The organism is Stenotrophomonas maltophilia group sp. msm4 (assembly GCF_032025605.1).
GTDB lineage: Bacteria > Pseudomonadota > Gammaproteobacteria > Xanthomonadales > Xanthomonadaceae > Stenotrophomonas > Stenotrophomonas sepilia.
On sequence record NZ_JAVSKK010000001.1, the window covers coordinates 18,727 to 34,138 of the forward strand.

At 66.0% G+C, this 15,412-nt stretch carries 15 protein-coding genes, 6 tRNA genes and 1 pseudogene; 14 read left to right on the forward strand and 8 right to left on the reverse strand.

What is annotated here, in order from left to right; all coding sequences use genetic code 11:
- Window positions 1–16 precede the first annotated feature (16 nt).
- From ROV93_RS00080 to ROV93_RS00110, 7 genes and pseudogenes are all read left to right on the forward strand, one after another.
- Complete coding sequence (locus ROV93_RS00080) at window positions 17–790, forward strand: YggS family pyridoxal phosphate-dependent enzyme (RefSeq protein ID WP_072167455.1); 774 nt, start codon at window positions 17–19, stop codon at window positions 788–790.
- Window positions 787–1,488, forward strand: coding sequence for a glutamine amidotransferase (locus tag ROV93_RS00085; protein WP_312538336.1), 702 nt, complete (start codon window positions 787–789; stop codon window positions 1,486–1,488). The genes ROV93_RS00080 and ROV93_RS00085 overlap by 4 nt, the downstream gene beginning before the upstream one ends.
- Entirely contained in the window at window positions 1,485–1,709 is a 225-nt protein-coding gene (locus ROV93_RS00090; protein WP_072167453.1) for a hypothetical protein, read from the forward strand. Before ROV93_RS00085 ends, ROV93_RS00090 begins: the two co-directional genes overlap by 4 nt.
- A gap of 222 nt (window positions 1,710–1,931) precedes the next feature.
- Window positions 1,932–2,438, forward strand: coding sequence for a hypothetical protein (locus tag ROV93_RS00095; protein WP_072167452.1), 507 nt, complete (start codon window positions 1,932–1,934; stop codon window positions 2,436–2,438).
- A gap of 125 nt (window positions 2,439–2,563) precedes the next feature.
- Window positions 2,564–2,770: pseudogene (locus ROV93_RS00100) on the forward strand (sigma factor); the annotation flags it as partial.
- 22 nt (window positions 2,771–2,792) lie between these two features.
- The gene (locus ROV93_RS00105) at window positions 2,793–2,942 is read left to right on the forward strand and encodes a hypothetical protein (RefSeq protein ID WP_164093399.1); all 150 of its coding nucleotides are present in this window, start codon (window positions 2,793–2,795) and stop codon (window positions 2,940–2,942) included.
- Window positions 2,935–3,648, forward strand: coding sequence for an energy transducer TonB (locus tag ROV93_RS00110; RefSeq protein WP_072167451.1), 714 nt, complete (start codon window positions 2,935–2,937; stop codon window positions 3,646–3,648). The genes ROV93_RS00105 and ROV93_RS00110 overlap by 8 nt, the downstream gene beginning before the upstream one ends.
- A 204-nt stretch (window positions 3,649–3,852) precedes the next feature.
- Here the strand turns inward: ROV93_RS00110 and ROV93_RS00115 are convergent, their stop codons facing one another.
- The 7 genes from ROV93_RS00115 to ROV93_RS00145 form a co-directional block, all read right to left on the reverse strand.
- The gene (locus tag ROV93_RS00115; RefSeq protein WP_312538338.1) at window positions 3,853–4,755 is read right to left on the reverse strand and encodes a cation diffusion facilitator family transporter; all 903 of its coding nucleotides are present in this window, start codon (window positions 4,753–4,755) and stop codon (window positions 3,853–3,855) included.
- Between the two features lie 28 nt (window positions 4,756–4,783).
- The gene (locus tag ROV93_RS00120) at window positions 4,784–7,072 is read right to left on the reverse strand and encodes an Orn/Lys/Arg decarboxylase N-terminal domain-containing protein (protein WP_151355122.1); all 2,289 of its coding nucleotides are present in this window, start codon (window positions 7,070–7,072) and stop codon (window positions 4,784–4,786) included.
- Window positions 7,073–7,092: 20 nt separating this feature from the next.
- On the reverse strand, window positions 7,093–8,445 hold the full coding sequence (gene adiC / locus ROV93_RS00125) for an arginine/agmatine antiporter (protein WP_069138251.1): 1,353 nt from the start codon (window positions 8,443–8,445) through the stop codon (window positions 7,093–7,095).
- 76 nt (window positions 8,446–8,521) lie between these two features.
- Window positions 8,522–9,952, reverse strand: a complete 1,431-nt coding sequence (locus ROV93_RS00130) for a DcaP family trimeric outer membrane transporter (protein WP_072167448.1) — start codon at window positions 9,950–9,952, stop codon at window positions 8,522–8,524.
- Window positions 9,953–10,466: 514 nt separating this feature from the next.
- Window positions 10,467–11,309, reverse strand: coding sequence for a thiol:disulfide interchange protein DsbG (gene dsbG, locus ROV93_RS00135; RefSeq protein ID WP_072167447.1), 843 nt, complete (start codon window positions 11,307–11,309; stop codon window positions 10,467–10,469).
- A 30-nt stretch (window positions 11,310–11,339) separates the two neighbouring features.
- Window positions 11,340–12,143 (reverse strand): TlpA disulfide reductase family protein, encoded by an 804-nt coding sequence (locus ROV93_RS00140; protein ID WP_072167446.1) that lies wholly within the window; start codon window positions 12,141–12,143, stop codon window positions 11,340–11,342.
- Window positions 12,144–12,225: 82 nt separating this feature from the next.
- The gene (locus ROV93_RS00145; RefSeq protein WP_072167445.1) at window positions 12,226–13,293 is read right to left on the reverse strand and encodes a helix-turn-helix domain-containing protein; all 1,068 of its coding nucleotides are present in this window, start codon (window positions 13,291–13,293) and stop codon (window positions 12,226–12,228) included.
- Window positions 13,294–13,479: 186 nt separating this feature from the next.
- On the opposite strand from ROV93_RS00145, the gene ROV93_RS00150 reads away from it, so the two are divergent.
- The 7 genes from ROV93_RS00150 (at window position 13,480) to ROV93_RS00180 (ending at window position 14,815) form a co-directional block, all read left to right on the forward strand.
- A complete protein-coding gene (locus ROV93_RS00150; protein ID WP_072167444.1) occupies window positions 13,480–13,878 on the forward strand; it encodes a heavy metal-responsive transcriptional regulator in 399 nt (132 codons plus the stop codon).
- 103 nt (window positions 13,879–13,981) lie between these two features.
- Window positions 13,982–14,057, forward strand: a tRNA-Ala gene (locus ROV93_RS00155).
- 54 nt (window positions 14,058–14,111) lie between these two features.
- Window positions 14,112–14,187 (forward strand) — tRNA-Glu (locus tag ROV93_RS00160).
- A 184-nt stretch (window positions 14,188–14,371) separates the two neighbouring features.
- A tRNA-Ala gene (locus ROV93_RS00165) sits at window positions 14,372–14,447 on the forward strand.
- Between the two features lie 49 nt (window positions 14,448–14,496).
- Window positions 14,497–14,572, forward strand: a tRNA-Glu gene (locus ROV93_RS00170).
- A 44-nt stretch (window positions 14,573–14,616) separates the two neighbouring features.
- Window positions 14,617–14,692, forward strand: a tRNA-Ala gene (locus ROV93_RS00175).
- Between the two features lie 47 nt (window positions 14,693–14,739).
- A tRNA-Glu gene (locus tag ROV93_RS00180) sits at window positions 14,740–14,815 on the forward strand.
- Window positions 14,816–14,955: 140 nt separating this feature from the next.
- Here the strand turns inward: ROV93_RS00180 and ROV93_RS00185 are convergent.
- Complete coding sequence (locus tag ROV93_RS00185) at window positions 14,956–15,372, reverse strand: GNAT family N-acetyltransferase (protein WP_072167443.1); 417 nt, start codon at window positions 15,370–15,372, stop codon at window positions 14,956–14,958.
- Window positions 15,373–15,412 lie beyond the last annotated feature (40 nt).

A 15,412-nucleotide genomic window follows, 5' to 3' on the forward strand; every position in this document is an offset into this window, starting at 1 on the left:
CATTGGAGGTGCCCGCATGCCCCTTGCCGCCGCCGACTGGCCCATCGCCCAGTCCGTTGAACAGATCGCCGCCAACCTGGTCACGGTGCGCCAACGCATCGCCGCTGCCTGCGCCCGCGTCGGCCGGGACCCGGCCAGCGTGCGCCTGCTGCCGGTCAGCAAGACCGTCGATGACGCCCGCATCCGCATGGCGGTGGCCGCCGGTTGCCGCGAGCTGGGCGAGAACAAGGTGCAGGAGGCGCAGCGCAAGGCCGAGACGATGGCCGATCTGGACGTGCACTGGTCGGTGATCGGGCATCTGCAGACCAACAAGGCGCGCTACGTGGCGCGCTTCGCCAGCGAGTTCCAGGCGCTTGACAGCCTGCGCGTGGCCGAAGCGCTGCAGCAGCGCCTGCAGCTGGAAGACCGCACGCTCGATGTGTTCGTACAGGTCAACACCTCCGCCGAACCCAGCAAGTACGGTCTGGAACCCGCTGCCGTCGAGGCCTTTGTGCAGCAGCTTCCAGCGTTCGACCGCCTGCACGTACGCGGCCTGATGACGCTGGCCATCTTCACCCCCGAGGTCGAGCGCGTGCGTGCCTGCTTCGTGCGCCTGCGCGAACTGCGCGACCAGCTGCAGCGCACTGCACCTCCCGCCATCGACCTGTCGCAGCTGTCGATGGGCATGTCCGGTGACTTCGAAGTGGCCATCGAGGAAGGTGCCACCGTGGTCCGCGTCGGGCAGGCCATCTTCGGCGCACGCGCCACCCCGGACAGTTTCTACTGGCCCAGCAATGGAGCCCTGGCATGAAGCACGCGGTCGTCCTGCAACACGTCGCCTTTGAAGACCTCGGCACCCTGCAGCCTCTGCTGATGGCACAGGGCTGGCAGCTGCAGGTGCTGCAAGCCGGTGTCGACGCCCTCGATCCGGCCGAAGCCGCCGACCTGCTGGTGGTGCTGGGCGGTCCGGTCAGCGTCAACGACGTTGATCTCTATCCCTTCCTCAATGACAGCATCGCGCTGCTGCAATGTCGGCTGCAGCAGCAGCGGCCCACGCTGGGCATCTGCCTGGGCGCGCAGCTGATGGCGCGTGCACTCGGTGCCGACGTCGCCGCCAGTGGCGGCAAGGAGATCGGCTTTTCGCCGCTGCTGCTCACCGATGACGGCCAGCGCTCGCCACTGCAGGCCCTGCAGGGCATTCCGGTACTGCATTGGCATGGCGAGGCGTTCGAACTCGCGGCGGGTGCACGCCGCCTGGCCAGCACGCCGGCCTGCCGCCATCAGGCCTTTGCCATCGGTAACCATGCGTTGGCACTGCAATGCCATCCGGAGCTGGACGCGCGCCAGTTCGAGCGCTGGCTGATCGGTCACACCCTGGAGCTGGCGCAGGCCGGCATCGATCCGAACGACCTGCGCACGCAGGCGCGTCGCTATGGCGCGCCACTGGCCGCGGCCGCCACCGCGATGTTCGACCATTGGCTGCAGGACCTGCCGGAGCTACCGCGATGAACTACCGATTGCAGATCCACCGCGATGGCGCCTACTGGGGCCACTTCGACTGCAGCGGGCCTGATGCCCTGCAGCGCATGGACAGCATCGCCGCGCAGCTGCCTGCAGCCCAGGGCTTCCAGCTGAAACGGCAGAAAGGCATCAGCGAAGAGCGCATCCTGTCCAGCAATGCCGATGGCCTGCGCGTACTGGCTTCGCAGATCCAGTACCGCGACCTCTGACGATCATCACGGTAGTGGGGGGGGGGGGGGGGGGGGGGGGGGGGGGGGGCGCGGCGCGGGGGGGGGGGGGGGGGGGGGGGGGGGGGGGGGGGGCCGCCCCGGGGGGGGGGGGGGGGGGGGGGGGGGGGGGGGGGGGGGGGGGGGGGGGGGGGGGGGGGAACAGATTTGCCGGCCAGCGGCCGGCACTACCCCGGCTGTTCGCCCGCATGCGAGGCTGGACCCATGCCGACCCTGCAACGCGGCCGCCACCACGGACTGCTCATCGCACCGCGCTGGCCGTCCACCCGCATCCAACTGGAAGAAGAGGCACTGCAACGCCTGCTCGGCGCGCAGGCATTGCCGCCTGCCGGGCTGGGCCTGCTCGTCACGCGCGGCTTCGAACCCAGCCACAGCTGGCTCGGCAGCTTCCGTCGTGGCGTGCGTTGGCTCGGCATCGCAGTGTTCCGCGCCTGCTATCCGCAGCGCCATGATGAAGTCGATGCCATCTTCGGCGCCAACGGCCACGACATCGATGGCCGTCATATCGATGTCTCAGTGGTATTGCACGGCAAGCGGCTGCGGCTGCTGCCACTGGGCGTGTTCACCCCGCCGCGCTGGCAGCATCGTCGCACCGCCCGCCATGCCGAAGCGATCGCCCAGGTGAAGCGCAGCCTCCAGCACTGCGGTTTCGAGCTGCATCGCAACCCCACCGAAGCCCTGCAGATCCACTGCGATTATCGTCCGCGCTGACCTCGCAGTCGGCCATGCATGCCGCGCCTTGCGCTTATGGATGCAAATGATTCTCTTTTGCTGTAAGGTGCAGCCGCTGCCCTTGCCGCCGCGGGCTGTTCCCTTTCCCAGTTGTCGCCCGCCCCGTGTCCACGCCTGTCGAACCGACGGATGTCGCGCAGCTGTGCGCGGCCCACTACCGGCCGCTGCACGCCCATGTCCGCCGTAAACTCCCGCAACGCAGCGACGCCGATGACGTCGTCCAGGAAACCTGGCTGCGCGTCGTCAGAATCGCCGCCAGTGGCCTGCTGAGCAATGGCCGCGCCTACCTGTACCGCGTCGCCCACAACCTGAGCCGCGGCACCCACGCTGCTGTTGGCCGGTCGCTGGCATGTACTGCGCGGTACTGGCATGCCGGGCTACCTGCCAGCGGGCACACCAGCGCTGGTGATCGCGCTCGCTTCAGTCGGTGCATCCGTCGATGCGACCGACGCCGACCTGCTATGGGTGCTGGACGATGAGTGAGCGCGGCCAACACTGGCAGGCGATCGCCATCAGCATCGGGCTTCACCTGTTGCCCCTGCTGCTGTTGGTGCACTGGGTGGCCGCGCCGCCATTGCCGACGCCGCCGGAGAAGGACGTGCGCATCAGCCTGCGCCTGCTGGCACCGGCAACGCCGCCGCAGCCACTGGAAGAACGCCAGGCCGACACCCCCAGCCAGGCGCAGCAGGCCCGCGCATCCCGACCCACGAAGTCGCCCCCTCCACCGAAACCCACCGCCGCACGCGAGGGCGAGGTAGCCGCCAGCGAACGCGGCGGCGCTGGCCGGCAAGCCCTGCCGGTCGCCCCGCCTGCGGCCGCGACCGATGCAAGTCCCGCACCGGCATCGGTCACGGCCGCGCCGCCCGCTCCCGACGCCCCACCGGCGGACTTCCAGGCCGGCGCCGCCAGCGACCAGTGGGAAGCCCGCCTGATGGCGCGGCTGGAGCGCTATCGCTACTACCCTGCTGCGGCCCGCGCACGGCGCCAGCAGGGCACTGCCTGGGTCAGGGCCAGCATCAATCGCGAGGGACGCCTGCTGGCCCTGCGGTTGGAGCAGTCCAGTGGCCAACCGATGCTTGACGGCGCCGCACTGCAGACCTTCCGCCGCGCGCAGCCACTACCGCCCATTCCCGATGAACTGAAGGCACCACAGGAACTGGTGGTGCCGGTGGAGTACTACCTGCGCTAGGCGTTGTGGAACTGTGCTGCAGTCTGCAACCTCAACCCAGGTTCAGGTCAAACACATCCGGCGCAACAGAGCAGTCCGCCGTGTGCAACGATCGCGTGGCCGGGCCGGCTCGGCCGCTCCACGCGAACGGCAGCCGAGCATGGGCTCGGCTCTACAGGGGAACAGAACCTGGCCGGACGAGGCCCCGGCGCGAAAGAGGCAGGGCTACGTCCACGCCGGATCCGCAGTGAAATCGATGGTCAACCAGAACGTGCTGCCCCGCGCATCCAGCCGCACGGCGATCTCACCGCGCATCGCATCAACCTCGCCCACCGAGCCCAATGGCGTGCCGGGGTCTGCCAGCACATGGATCTCGATGAAGCGCATCCGCCCCATCTTCGCCACGTGGCTGGTGAAACCGGCATAGCCACGCTCGGACACGAACGCCTGCATCACCTGCTGCACGCGCCGGTCCAGGTCATCCGGCGCCACCTGCAGCACTTCGCGCATGGCCTTCCATGCACTGCGCGCCGGCACTGGCAGTACCGCCAGGCTGATCAACGCCAGCACGATCGAATCCAGGTACGGGACCCAGTGGTGCCACTTGCCGCCATGCAGGGCCAGGGCCAGCACGAAGGCCAGCACCACCGCCAGGCTCATCAACCCACCCAGCAACCAGCCTCTTACATCCAGCCACAACAGCGCCGAGCGCAGGTGCCGCGCACGCTGCGCGACGAACGTCGCCATTGCCAGGTTGCTGGCACTCAGCAGCGCCGCCCACCACAGCGCAGGCCCGAATTTCACCTCATGCCCGCCCGTGGTCAAGCCAATGACCGCGTTGGCCAGCGCATACACGCAGGCCAGCGACAGGATCACGCCGCCGAGTGCCTCGACCATCGGCTCCAGGTGCCAATAGCCGTACTGGAAGCGCGGGCTCTGCTCCCGCGCCACCAGCCGCAGTACCGACAACGACACCAGGGTCAAGGCAACGTCGACCAGGCTGTACACGCCGTCGAACAGGATCGCCTGCGATCCCACCAGCAGGCCACCGATGAAGCCGACCGCGCTCACCGCGATGGTCACCCCGATGGAGAACTTCAGGATGCGTTGCTCGCGCGCGGTATCCATCGCTCGCCGAAGGGCCGACCGTCGCCGGTCAGGCCTTCAGCACCTCCACCTTGTACGAGGTCACATCGCCATCGTGCTCGATGATGAGCCCGTGCACATCCGACTCGAAGCCCGGGAAGCGCGCATTCTGTTCACGGGCAATACGCAGAGACTGGATGATCGGTTCGTCGCTGTCGCCGAATCGCTCGCCCGGCATGATGGTCGGAATGCCCGGCGGATACGGCACCAGCATGGTCGCCGCGACGCGACCACTGAGCTGCTCGATGTCGACCCGCTCGATCTCGCCCTTCACCAGGTGGTTGTAGGCATCGGCCGGGGTCATCACCGGCGTCGGCAGATCCACGTACATCTCGCGCATCACCTTGGCGACCTCGAATTCCTGGTTGAACGCGTGCAATGCATCGCACAGGTCACGCAGTCCCCAGCCAGCGTAGGCAATCGGATAGTCCGCCGCCAGCGTCGGCAATGCCTGGCTCAGCGGCGCGTTGCAGTCGTACAGCTCCTTGAAGGCCATCAGCTCGGTGACCAGCGTGCTCCACTTGCCCTTGGTGATGCCCATCGAGAACAGGAACAGTACCGAATACAGGTTGGTCTTCTCCACAGTGATGCCGCGGCCCCACAGGAACTTGCTCAGCACCGCCGCCGGAATGCCCAGCGTGCCCATGCTGCCGTCCATCGTCAGGCCTGGGGTCAGCAGGGTCACTTTGATCGGGTCGATCAGCACGTAGTCATCGACCAGATTCTCGAAGCCGTGCCAGTGCGCGTCCGGCTGCAGGTACCACTCCTCGCGCTTGGCCATCAGCGGCGCCGGCGTATCGCCCTTGTCCAGGCTGCGCTCGACCTTGGTCGGCTGCCACACACTGAACCACCAGTCGTCGCGCCCGAGGTCGTCACGCACGTGCAGCATCGCGCGGCGGAAGGCGATCGCCTCGTCATGCATTTCCTGCACCAGCGAACGGCCGGCCTCGCCCTCCATCATCTTCGAGGCCACGTCACAGGCCGCGATCACCCCATAATGCGGGCTGGTCGAGGTGTGCATCATGAACGACTCGTTGAAGCGCTCGGCATCCAGGTCGCGCTGCGCCGAGTTGCGTACGTGGATCATCGACGCCTGCGAGAACGCGGCCAGCAGCTTGTGGGTGGAGTGCGTGGTGAAGATGATCGCATCCTGCTCGCGCGGCTTGCCCTTGGCCATGCCGTAGTGGTTCTCATAGAACGGATGGAACGCGGCGTAGGCGTACCAGGCTTCGTCGAAGTGCAGGAAGTCGACCGCGCTGCCGATTTCGTCGGCGATCTTCTCGGCGTTGTAGCACAGGCCGTCGTAGGTCGAGTTGGTGACCACCGCAATGCGCGGCTTGGAACCGGCCTTGTAGGCCTGGCTGGCCAGCGGGTTGGCAGCAATGCGCTGCTGCAGCGACTCCGGCGTGAACTGATCCAGGCTGATCGGGCCGATGATGCCGTGTGCGTTGCGGCTTGGGGTGAAGTACACCGGCACCGCGCCGGTCATGATCAGCGCGTGCAGCAGCGACTTGTGGCAGTTGCGGTCGACGAACACCACGTCGCCGCGGGCCACCGTGCCATGCCAGACGATCTTGTTGGCGGTGGAGGTGCCATTGGTGACGAAGAAGGTATGGTCGGCACCGAAGTTGCGCGCCGCCTCTTCCTCGGCATCCTTGATCGGGCCGGTGTGATCCAGCAGTGAGCCCAGTTCCGGCACCGAGATCGACAGATCGCTGCGCAGGGTGTTCTCTCCGTAGAACTGGTGGAACGCACGGCCGACCGGCGACTTGGTGAATGCCACGCCGCCTGCATGGCCCGGCGTATGCCAGGAGTAGTTCGACTCTGCCGCATGATGGATCAGCGCCTTGAAGAACGGCGGCAAGAGATTCTTCATGTAGTCTTCGGCCGCGCGCATCACCTGCCGCGAGATGAAGCTCTTGGTGTCTTCAAACAGGAAGATGAAGCCGTGGATGTACTTGAGCAGCTTGCTCGGCACCTTTTCGATGGTGCGGCGCTCGCCGTACAGGAACACCGGCAGGTTGGCGCGGCGCGCACTCTGCTCGCGCAGGAAGGCGGTGAGGCGCTGGAACTCGCCATCCACCTCTTCGCTGCCATCGATCGAGATCAGCACCGCCGAGGCCGCCACGTAGGTACGGGCCCCGGCGCGCGCATCATCCAGGTTGAGCCCGCACAGCACCCGCTGGTCGTTGCTGCGCAGCTCTTCCACCAGGGCGCGGATCAGGATGCCGCCGATGCGCGGCGACTCGTAGTCGTTGTCGATGACAATGACCGGGTAGTCCAGGGACTTGAAGTACACGTTGATTCTCCTTGTCGAACTCAGGAACGCTGGGCGCGGGCGCTGATGGCCGATGCCTCGCGGGCGCGCTGCCGCTGCTGGCGGCGCTCCTCGCTGAAGAAGGGATAGAACACGGTGATGAACAGCACGAACAGGAAGGCGTACTGCACAATGGTTCCCGACGAGCCGTAGATTGCCCACAGGCAGTACACGACGGTCAGGCTGGTGAGGGTCCAGAACGCACCGGTATGGACCAGGGTGTGCGAACGCTCGACCACGAAGTAGCAGGCCACGCACGAGTAGATGTAGGGCAGCAGGGTCAGCACCACGGCCGCCGACGTGATCACGTCGAACTGGGCCGACGCGGTTTCCGAGGTAGAGGTCACCAGCACCGCCAGGGTCATCAGCACGGCCACGATCAGCACGCCCTTGACCGGCACGTCGTCCTTGTTGGTCTTGCTGAAGATGCTTGGGAACAGGCCATCATCCGAGGCCGCCTTGGCACTCTGCGCGGTCAGCAGGATCCAGCCACCCAGCGAGCCGGCGGCGCCGATGAAGGCGCACAGGCTGACCAGCGCGCCGCCCCAGCCGCCGACCGCCTTGGCCGCCGCCAGCGCGAACGGTGCGTCGGACACCTGTAGTTCCGCGTTAGGCACCATGCCCATGATCACAGAGGAGCTGGCGATGTAGGCGATGGCCGCCAGGAACACGCCGGCCAGGGTGGCGCGGGCCACGTTCTTCTCCGGGTTCTCGACCACGCCAGCCGTGACCGAAGCCGATTCGACACCGATGAAGGCCCACAGGGTCAGTGCCGCGGCACTGGAGATCGCGCCGAAGTTGGACTCACCGGACACGTTGTAGGCGCCCTTGAAAATGTCGGCATCGAAGAAGAACCAGCCGAAGATGGCGATGCCCAGGATCGGCACCAGCGCGAAACTGGTGGTGACCGTCTGCACACGGCTGACGAAGGCCGGGCCGATCACGTTGGCAAAGCTCAGCGCCCACACCAGGATCAGCACCGCGATGCAGCGCACCAGCGGCTCGGACAGGATCGGGAAGAAGTAGCTGAAGTAGCCCACCGCGGCGATCGGGATGGCAACGTTGCCGATCCAGTTGGCGAACCAGTAGATGGTATTGGTCTGGAAGCCCATGTAGGGCCCGAACCAGTCACGCGCATACGCGTACGGGCCGCCCGCCTTCGGCGCCAGCTTGCCCAGCTTGGCGAATACGAAGGCCAGCAACAGCGCACCGGCCGTGGTGATCAGCCAGCCCCAGATCGATGCGGTACCGATCTTGGCCAGGCTGGACGGCAACAGGAACACGCCTGAGCCCATCATGTTGCCGGCGACGAGGAAGGTGGCTCCGACCACCCCGATTTTCTTTGCTTCTGCCATGACAATCTCCGGTACTGGCATGAGCCCGGTGCGGCCGGGCGTGGGGACGGTTGCGCTGGCGTAACGCCGCTGGCGCTTACTTGATGAAGTTGTATTGCAGGCTGCCCTGCACCCGGACCGTGTCGCCGCGCGCGCCGCCCTGCTGTTCCAGGCGGCCGTACAGCAGCTCCATGCCCATCGTCCACGACGGCGCCGGGCTCCAGATCAGGTTGAACACGCCGTATCGGCTCTGCCGGAAGGCCTCGGCAGCGAGTGCCGCGTTCCGCTCCAGGGTCAGCTGGCCGAAGATCAGGTTCGAACGCCACAGCCCGGACCAGTAATGCGTGTAGCCGACGAAGCCGCCGTGCAGGTCCAGCGCGTCAAGACGGCCATCGGCACCGACCACCGCGTCCAACCCGGAGCCGGTCAGGTCCGCGGTGTAGCGGCTGAGGCCGCGCCCGCCGAGCGCGCCGAACAGCAACAGATCGCGCTCGCCTACCGATGCCGAGCCACTGAACTGCAGGCCGCCGGCCATGCGCCGGTCACGCTCGCCGTCACCGTCATAGGCCAGGCTGCGCGCCACCGCGCCCAGCTGGAGATGGCCCCAGTCGCGCTCCATGCGTGCGGTCACGGTCACATCTGGCAGCCGGTTCACTGCGGCCCGTTCATCACTGGCACCGGCCAGTTCGGTCCTGGGGTCTTCGGCCGCCAGCGTCAGGGTGTTGCCCTTGCCCATCGCGAAGCTGTGGTGGATGCCGGCCACCAGCAGATAGCCGGCGCCGCCGGGACCGGCGAAGTCGAGCGTGTCGGGCAGGCTGTCCGGGTCCATGAAACTGGAGTAACCGTAGCCGGCATAGGTATTGCCAAGCTGGCCATACGCGTGGCGCAGACGGAACGCGTAGCCATCGCTGCTGCCGAAGAAATCATTCTCCAGGTAGAAGCGCAGGTTGCCGTGCGTGGTCGGGCGCCGCGCCTCGAAGCTGAAGCGGGTCTGTTTGGCATGGATGTTGAAATTGGAGACATCGCGATGGCTGCCGCCCACCGGCATCGATGAGGGGATGAACTGATCCTCGTCACCGGCCGCACGCGAATCGGCAATCGCATCGAGCTTGGCATAGCCGCCAATGCGGATCACCGTGTCAGTACCTGGAATGGCAACGAAGCCCTTCAGATCCGGGTCGGTCGGCCCAGCAGCGCTGTCGGGACGCGAGGCCGCTGTTGAGGGATCGGCCACCGATTCGCGCTGCGGCAGCACCGGTTGCGCCACACCCGGCACCTGGGTGGGATGCAGCAGGTTGGCACTGCTGCCAGGTGGTGTCACCGGCGCCGCTACCTGCGCAGCGGCCGCGACAGCGCCCTCGCGTTGTTCGAGCCGATCCAGGCGCTTCTGCATGCCCTCCAGTGCCTGTCGCATGGCAGCGATTTCCTGGCGCAATGCGTGCGCATCCTCCTGGCCGTTCTGCTGCGCATAGGCTGGCGTGACCGCCAGCGCGGTCAGGCAGGCCAGACTCAGTACCGCAAAGCGCATTGCATCCTCCCTGGACGAACATTCGCAGCGCACTGACGGCGCGCGCACAGGCGCAGCTCCGACATTGCGTTGCCGTTGCTGGAAATGCGGGTACTGCGTCGACGACACCGGCCAGCCTGCACGTGGCAGGCAACAGGACGATGACACTGCCCCGCCCGTACCGATATCGACGCCATCAGGGCCGCACTGCCGGAGAGGTGGCGACCGCAGCGGTCTGGGTAACAACCAGGGAGTGAGAACGTCGTGAATGGCTGTGCCGACTGCCCCGGTTCAGGGCGTGTCAGGCGCGGCATCCCTGGCGCGTTGACGCTGTATTCCATGCGTCACAGGCTAGTCCGCCTGTCGTTTTTGGCCTTGATTGGAATCAAGGCGCGATGCTTGATGTCAGTCACGATTCAGACGTGACGACGAACAGGAGGTGCGCAGCCTGCATCACCCGCACAGGTGACGAAAAGCAACAGGCCCGCATGCTGCCATGTGGGCCTGTGGTGTCGCATCACGGCGTGGGTGCCGGTCAGCGCGGGCCCAGCACCGTCTGCAGGTCAGCGCCCTGTGGCAGGCCGGCGCGACGCTGCACCTGGCCCTGTGCATCCTGGAACAGGATGCCCGGCGTGCCCTGGAAGCCCATTTCAATCATCAGCACCTGGTTGGCATCGAGCTTGCCGGCGATCTCGCGGCTGATGCTCGGCAGGGCCTTGATTCCACCACGGTCGAACTGGTGTTCGTTTTCCAGCAAGGCCGCACCCGGGTCACGCGCAGACAGGATGGCCGCAGCCTTGGCCGGGCTGTCCTCACGAATCACGCCGACCATGATGTGGCGCAACTGCACCTTGCCGGCGTCGACCCACGGACGCGCTGCTTCCCAGAACTTGTGGCAGTACGGGCAGTTGGCATCACTGAAGGTATAGACCACGCGCGGCGCATCGGCCTTGCCGTCACGCACCCAGGCACTGGCCTCCAGCTTGGTCCACATCCTGGCCGACATCGGTGCTGAAACCAGCTTCTCCACCGCCTCGGCGGCCACGTCGTTGCCCTCGGCATCGAACAGGCTGCCTACCAGCACATGCTTGCCGTCGGCGGTGACATAGGCTGCGGCCGGTTGCTGCCCACCCACCACGCCAGCGAATCCACGCAGGCCACCCGGTGCATCGAACTCGGCAACGACTTCAAAACCGTGCTTCTCGATGCCTTTCAGCACTGCGGGGCGCTCGCCCTTGGCCGCTGGGGCCTGAGCGCTCGCTGCCGGCGCTGCCGTTGCCTTGCCTGGCGGGGTCTGGGCCTGACTGCAGGCGGCCAATGCCAGCATGACCGGCAGCAACAGCACCGCCGAAGCGATGCGCAGGGAAGTCGACAACATGGGAACTCCGTAGTGAGATGCCCGCGCAGGCTACCGCAGCCGGCGCAGTTTGTGTTCAAGACCCGCCGCCGTCAGTTCGCCAAGGTGCAGTTCACGCAGGCGGCCTTCGGCGTCGAAGAACAGCGTCGACGGATAGGCCTGTACACCCAGCACGGTTGACGCCGAGGCGGTATCGTCCAGCAATACATTGCCCAGCCGGAGCTGTTCGGATGCGATGAAACCCTTCACTTCGTCCAGGGTTTCTCCCTGGTTGAGGAACACGAACTGCACGTCAGTGTGGGTCCGCTGTGCGGATACCAGTACCGGCATCTCGCGACGGCAGGGACCACACCAGCTGGCCCAGAGATTCAGCACCACCGGTTTGCCACGGAACTGCTGCAGGTCGATCCTGCGCCCCTGCAGATCGGCCGCCTGGACCGCCGGCAGCGGCATCCGCTGCTCCTGCCATGTTGCCAGCAGGTGGCTGCCCGCCGCCCACAGCACCACGCCCACCAGGGCTCCCGCCAGCACCGGCGCACGCAACGCGCGCCACAGCCGGAGCCGCCAGGTGCCCCACGCCAGGCCCGCAACCAGCACGACGGCAAGGTGATACCCACCGTCGGCGATCTGCAGGATGCTCCAGGGGGCCTCACGGTAGAGCGCGAAGTTCAAGGCCACGAAGCTGATGCGTCCACACAGCAGGCCGATCAGCAACATGTCCAGGACCAGGCTGGCCGCGGAAGGCACTGCCATCCCGTCCTTCGGCCGCGGCCACAGGTGGGCCACCGCCATGGCCATAAGCACGCACATCAGGATCAGCACCACCGGCATCGGCACCGGTCCAACACTCGACATCAACCCACCTGTCACATCATCTCGTTGCCTGCATGGTCAAAGCGTCGCGCCCAGGTTGCAAGTGCGACGCCCACCGCAGGCTTCAGGCCGCGCTGCGCGGCATCTGCATGCCAGGCACCGGTTGCAGCCCGCGCAGGCTGCCCGCCACCGACGACAACAGCGGTCGTTCGCGCCGATTGTTGTTGACCTGCCGCCGATAGTTGGCCGGCGTCATTCCAACAATGCGCAGGAACAGGCGGCGGAATGCGCTCTGGTCTGCATAGCCCACACCCCAGGCCACTTCATCGATACCCGCCCCCTGTTGCAGCAATGTCTGCGCCTTGGCAATACGCAACCGCTGGCAATACTCGATCGGACGCAGGCCGGTGGCCTTCAGGAAGCGCCGCTGCAGAGTCCGTGGCTCCAGTCCGGAAACCTCGCAGATCGCTCCGAGCGTGGCCCCACGCGCAGCGGTGGTATGCAGCCAGCGTTGCGCCTTCAGTACGTCGCGATCGCCGTGGGCGAAGTTGGCACTGAAACGCTCCAGATCCTGCTGGATCGCCGCGGGCACCGTGATCCCCAACTGCTGCGCCACGGAACTCGCTACGCCCTGGCCGTGCAGCCGGTACAGCAGCCGCAGGGCGAGAAAGCGCCAGGCCTGGGAACCGGCCACTGTCAGCAGATCACCGTCGTCGACCAGCGCGCGCTCACTGGGCACCCAGCTGGCCGACTGCCCCTGCAGGCCCGGATGGCGCCCGAGGTCCGGCCCACTGACGGTGCGCCCGGCAAGCAGACCCGCGCGTGCCAGCATGCTGACACCATCGCTGGCAGCTGCCAGCAGACTGCCGCCATCGTAATGCGCGCGCAGCCAATCCAGCAGGACCTCATCGGCGCGCAGGCAGACGCCTTGACTGATCTGGCCAGGCACGGCGATCACGGCGGGAATGTCCGCCTCGAGCATCTCCGCGCCGGCAATGCGATGCACGCCGGTCTGGCTGGCTGGCACGACCCAGCGGGTCACCAGGACACGCTTGAACGGGCGACGCTGCTGCTGGGCAAGCCGGTTGGCGACGTGTGCCATTTCGGTCAGCACCGAGGCCGCCGACGGGTCCCCTCCCGGGTACTCGACCACCGCGACCTCTACGAATCCCTCGTTCCTGAATCCTTCCACAGAGCATCTCCTCGGTTCGTTGCAGGCCATCCAGCGGCCGGTTCAGGCGCAGGGTAGGAACTGCCACGACGGCGGGGCTATGAAGAAAGTTGCAAAGTGCGCTGAATGCGCCGTCAGCGACGGGAGCTTGACCCTGGACCTGACTCCAGGCTTCAGAATGACCGGCAGCATCCGCAGGAATCCGCCATGAACATTGGTCAACTGGCGCGCCAGGCCGGCGTACCGATCGATACCGTGCGCTACTACGAGCGCCAGCAGTTGCTGCCCACCGCGGCACGCTCGGCCGGGGGCTATCGCATCTTCGGTGAGCAGGACCTGCGCCGGCTGCGCTTCATCCGCCGCGCCAAGACGCTGGGCTTCAGCCTGGAACAAATCGCCGAACTGCTGGCACTCAGTGATGGCCATCCGCAGGACATGGGCAGCGTGCGCAACGCGGCGCAAGCCCGACTGCAGGACATCGCGCAGCGCATGGCTGAACTGCGACGCATGCACAGCGCGCTCTCGCAGCTGGTCGACGCCTGCCCCGGCCACGGCACCCTGGATCAGTGCCCAATCCTGGCGGCGCTGACCGACGGCGCCGACTGAGTACGTGTGATCGTCATTCCCTTCGCAACGCGCGTGAAGAAAAGTGCAACAAATGCTTGCCAACCCTCTGGGGCAAGGCTATTATCTCGCTCCTCAGCGACGTGGGGCCATAGCTCAGCTGGGAGAGCGCCTGCATGGCATGCAGGAGGTCAGCGGTTCGATCCCGCTTGGCTCCACCAATCTTTCGGCATTAGGCCGTCGAAAGGTCGCTAAAGAACATTGATGAGAATTGCGTCCCCATCGTCTAGAGGCCTAGGACATCACCCTTTCACGGTGGCGACCGGGGTTCGAATCCCCGTGGGGACGCCACTCATCACGAACAACGAGGACCCGGCCGATAACCGGGTCTTTTTGTTCACCGCCTACCGGCATTCAGGTTGTGGCGTTGCGGTTCCCCTGCCCTTGGTGGCAACGGTTGAACCGGGACGAAAAAGTTCAAAAAAAAACTTCCACAAACGTGAACACGCAGGTATGATAGGCGGCTCGGTAACACGGGGCCATAGCTCAGCTGGGAGAGCGCCTGCATGGCATGCAGGAGGTCAGCGGTTCGATCCCGCTTGGCTCCACCACTTTCGACATTAGGCCGTCGAAAGTTCTACAACTTGAAGTTTTTCGTGCGTCCCCATCGTCTAGAGGCCTAGGACATCACCCTTTCACGGTGGCGACCGGGGTTCGAATCCCCGTGGGGACGCCAGTTTCAAAACGGACTCTGCTCCCGGCAGATATCCGGAGTTTCATGGGGCCATAGCTCAGCTGGGAGAGCGCCTGCATGGCATGCAGGAGGTCAGCGGTTCGATCCCGCTTGGCTCCACCACTTCGACATTAGGCCGTCGAAGGATCTACAACTTGAAGTTTTCGTGCGTCCCCATCGTCTAGAGGCCTAGGACATCACCCTTTCACGGTGGCGACCGGGGTTCGAATCCCCGTGGGGACGCCAATTCTTGAAAACCCCGACTCCGGTCGGGGTTTTTCTTTGCCTGTGATTCCTGGGAAGGCCCTATCCACGCATGGCGTGGATCTACTGCAGGGCCCGGGTAGATCCACGCCATGCGTGGATGGCTTCACCCCGCCCACGGCTCAGAACCGCCGATACATCCCGATCGATGCCGGGGCAGTCGGTTCGAAACCAAACTGCGCATACAACCGATGCGCCTCGCCATCGGCCAGCAGGCTGACGTACGCCGACGGCGGCAGGTTGGCCTGCATCCAGCCGTCCAGCCGCCGCATCACCTCCTTGCCCAGGCCCTGCCCCTGCAATCGCGGCAGCACCGCGATATCACAGACCTGCAGGTGGCAGCCGCCATCGCCGACGATACGGCCCATCGCCACCAGTTCAGCGCCCTGGTAGGCACATACGCCGAACAGCGTATTGGGCAGCGCGCGGGCGGCTGCTTCGCGGGACTTGGCGCTGAGGCCTGCGAGCACGCGCAACTGGCAGTAGTCCTCGACCGTGGGTACGGCTTCGCGGAACTGGCAGGTGATGGAATCATTCATGCGGCATCTCCGGATGGGTCGGGCTATCCTGCCGCATCCA

Coding starts and splice junctions, on each gene's coding strand:
- adiC (WP_069138251.1), bottom strand. CDS start 8,445: ATGGCAGAAGCAAAGAAAATCGGGGTGGTCGGAGCCACCTTCCTCGTC.
- ROV93_RS00080 (WP_072167455.1), top strand. CDS start 17: ATGCCCCTTGCCGCCGCCGACTGGCCCATCGCCCAGTCCGTTGAACAG.
- ROV93_RS00095 (WP_072167452.1), top strand. CDS start 1,932: ATGCCGACCCTGCAACGCGGCCGCCACCACGGACTGCTCATCGCACCG.
- ROV93_RS00130 (WP_072167448.1), bottom strand. CDS start 9,952: ATGCGCTTTGCGGTACTGAGTCTGGCCTGCCTGACCGCGCTGGCGGTC.
- ROV93_RS00110 (WP_072167451.1), top strand. CDS start 2,935: ATGAGTGAGCGCGGCCAACACTGGCAGGCGATCGCCATCAGCATCGGG.
- ROV93_RS00140 (WP_072167446.1), bottom strand. CDS start 12,143: ATGTCGAGTGTTGGACCGGTGCCGATGCCGGTGGTGCTGATCCTGATG.
- dsbG (WP_072167447.1), bottom strand. CDS start 11,309: ATGTTGTCGACTTCCCTGCGCATCGCTTCGGCGGTGCTGTTGCTGCCG.
- ROV93_RS00115 (WP_312538338.1), bottom strand. CDS start 4,755: ATGGATACCGCGCGCGAGCAACGCATCCTGAAGTTCTCCATCGGGGTG.
- ROV93_RS00185 (WP_072167443.1), bottom strand. CDS start 15,372: ATGAATGATTCCATCACCTGCCAGTTCCGCGAAGCCGTACCCACGGTC.
- ROV93_RS00090 (WP_072167453.1), top strand. CDS start 1,485: ATGAACTACCGATTGCAGATCCACCGCGATGGCGCCTACTGGGGCCAC.
- ROV93_RS00150 (WP_072167444.1), top strand. CDS start 13,480: ATGAACATTGGTCAACTGGCGCGCCAGGCCGGCGTACCGATCGATACC.
- ROV93_RS00085 (WP_312538336.1), top strand. CDS start 787: ATGAAGCACGCGGTCGTCCTGCAACACGTCGCCTTTGAAGACCTCGGC.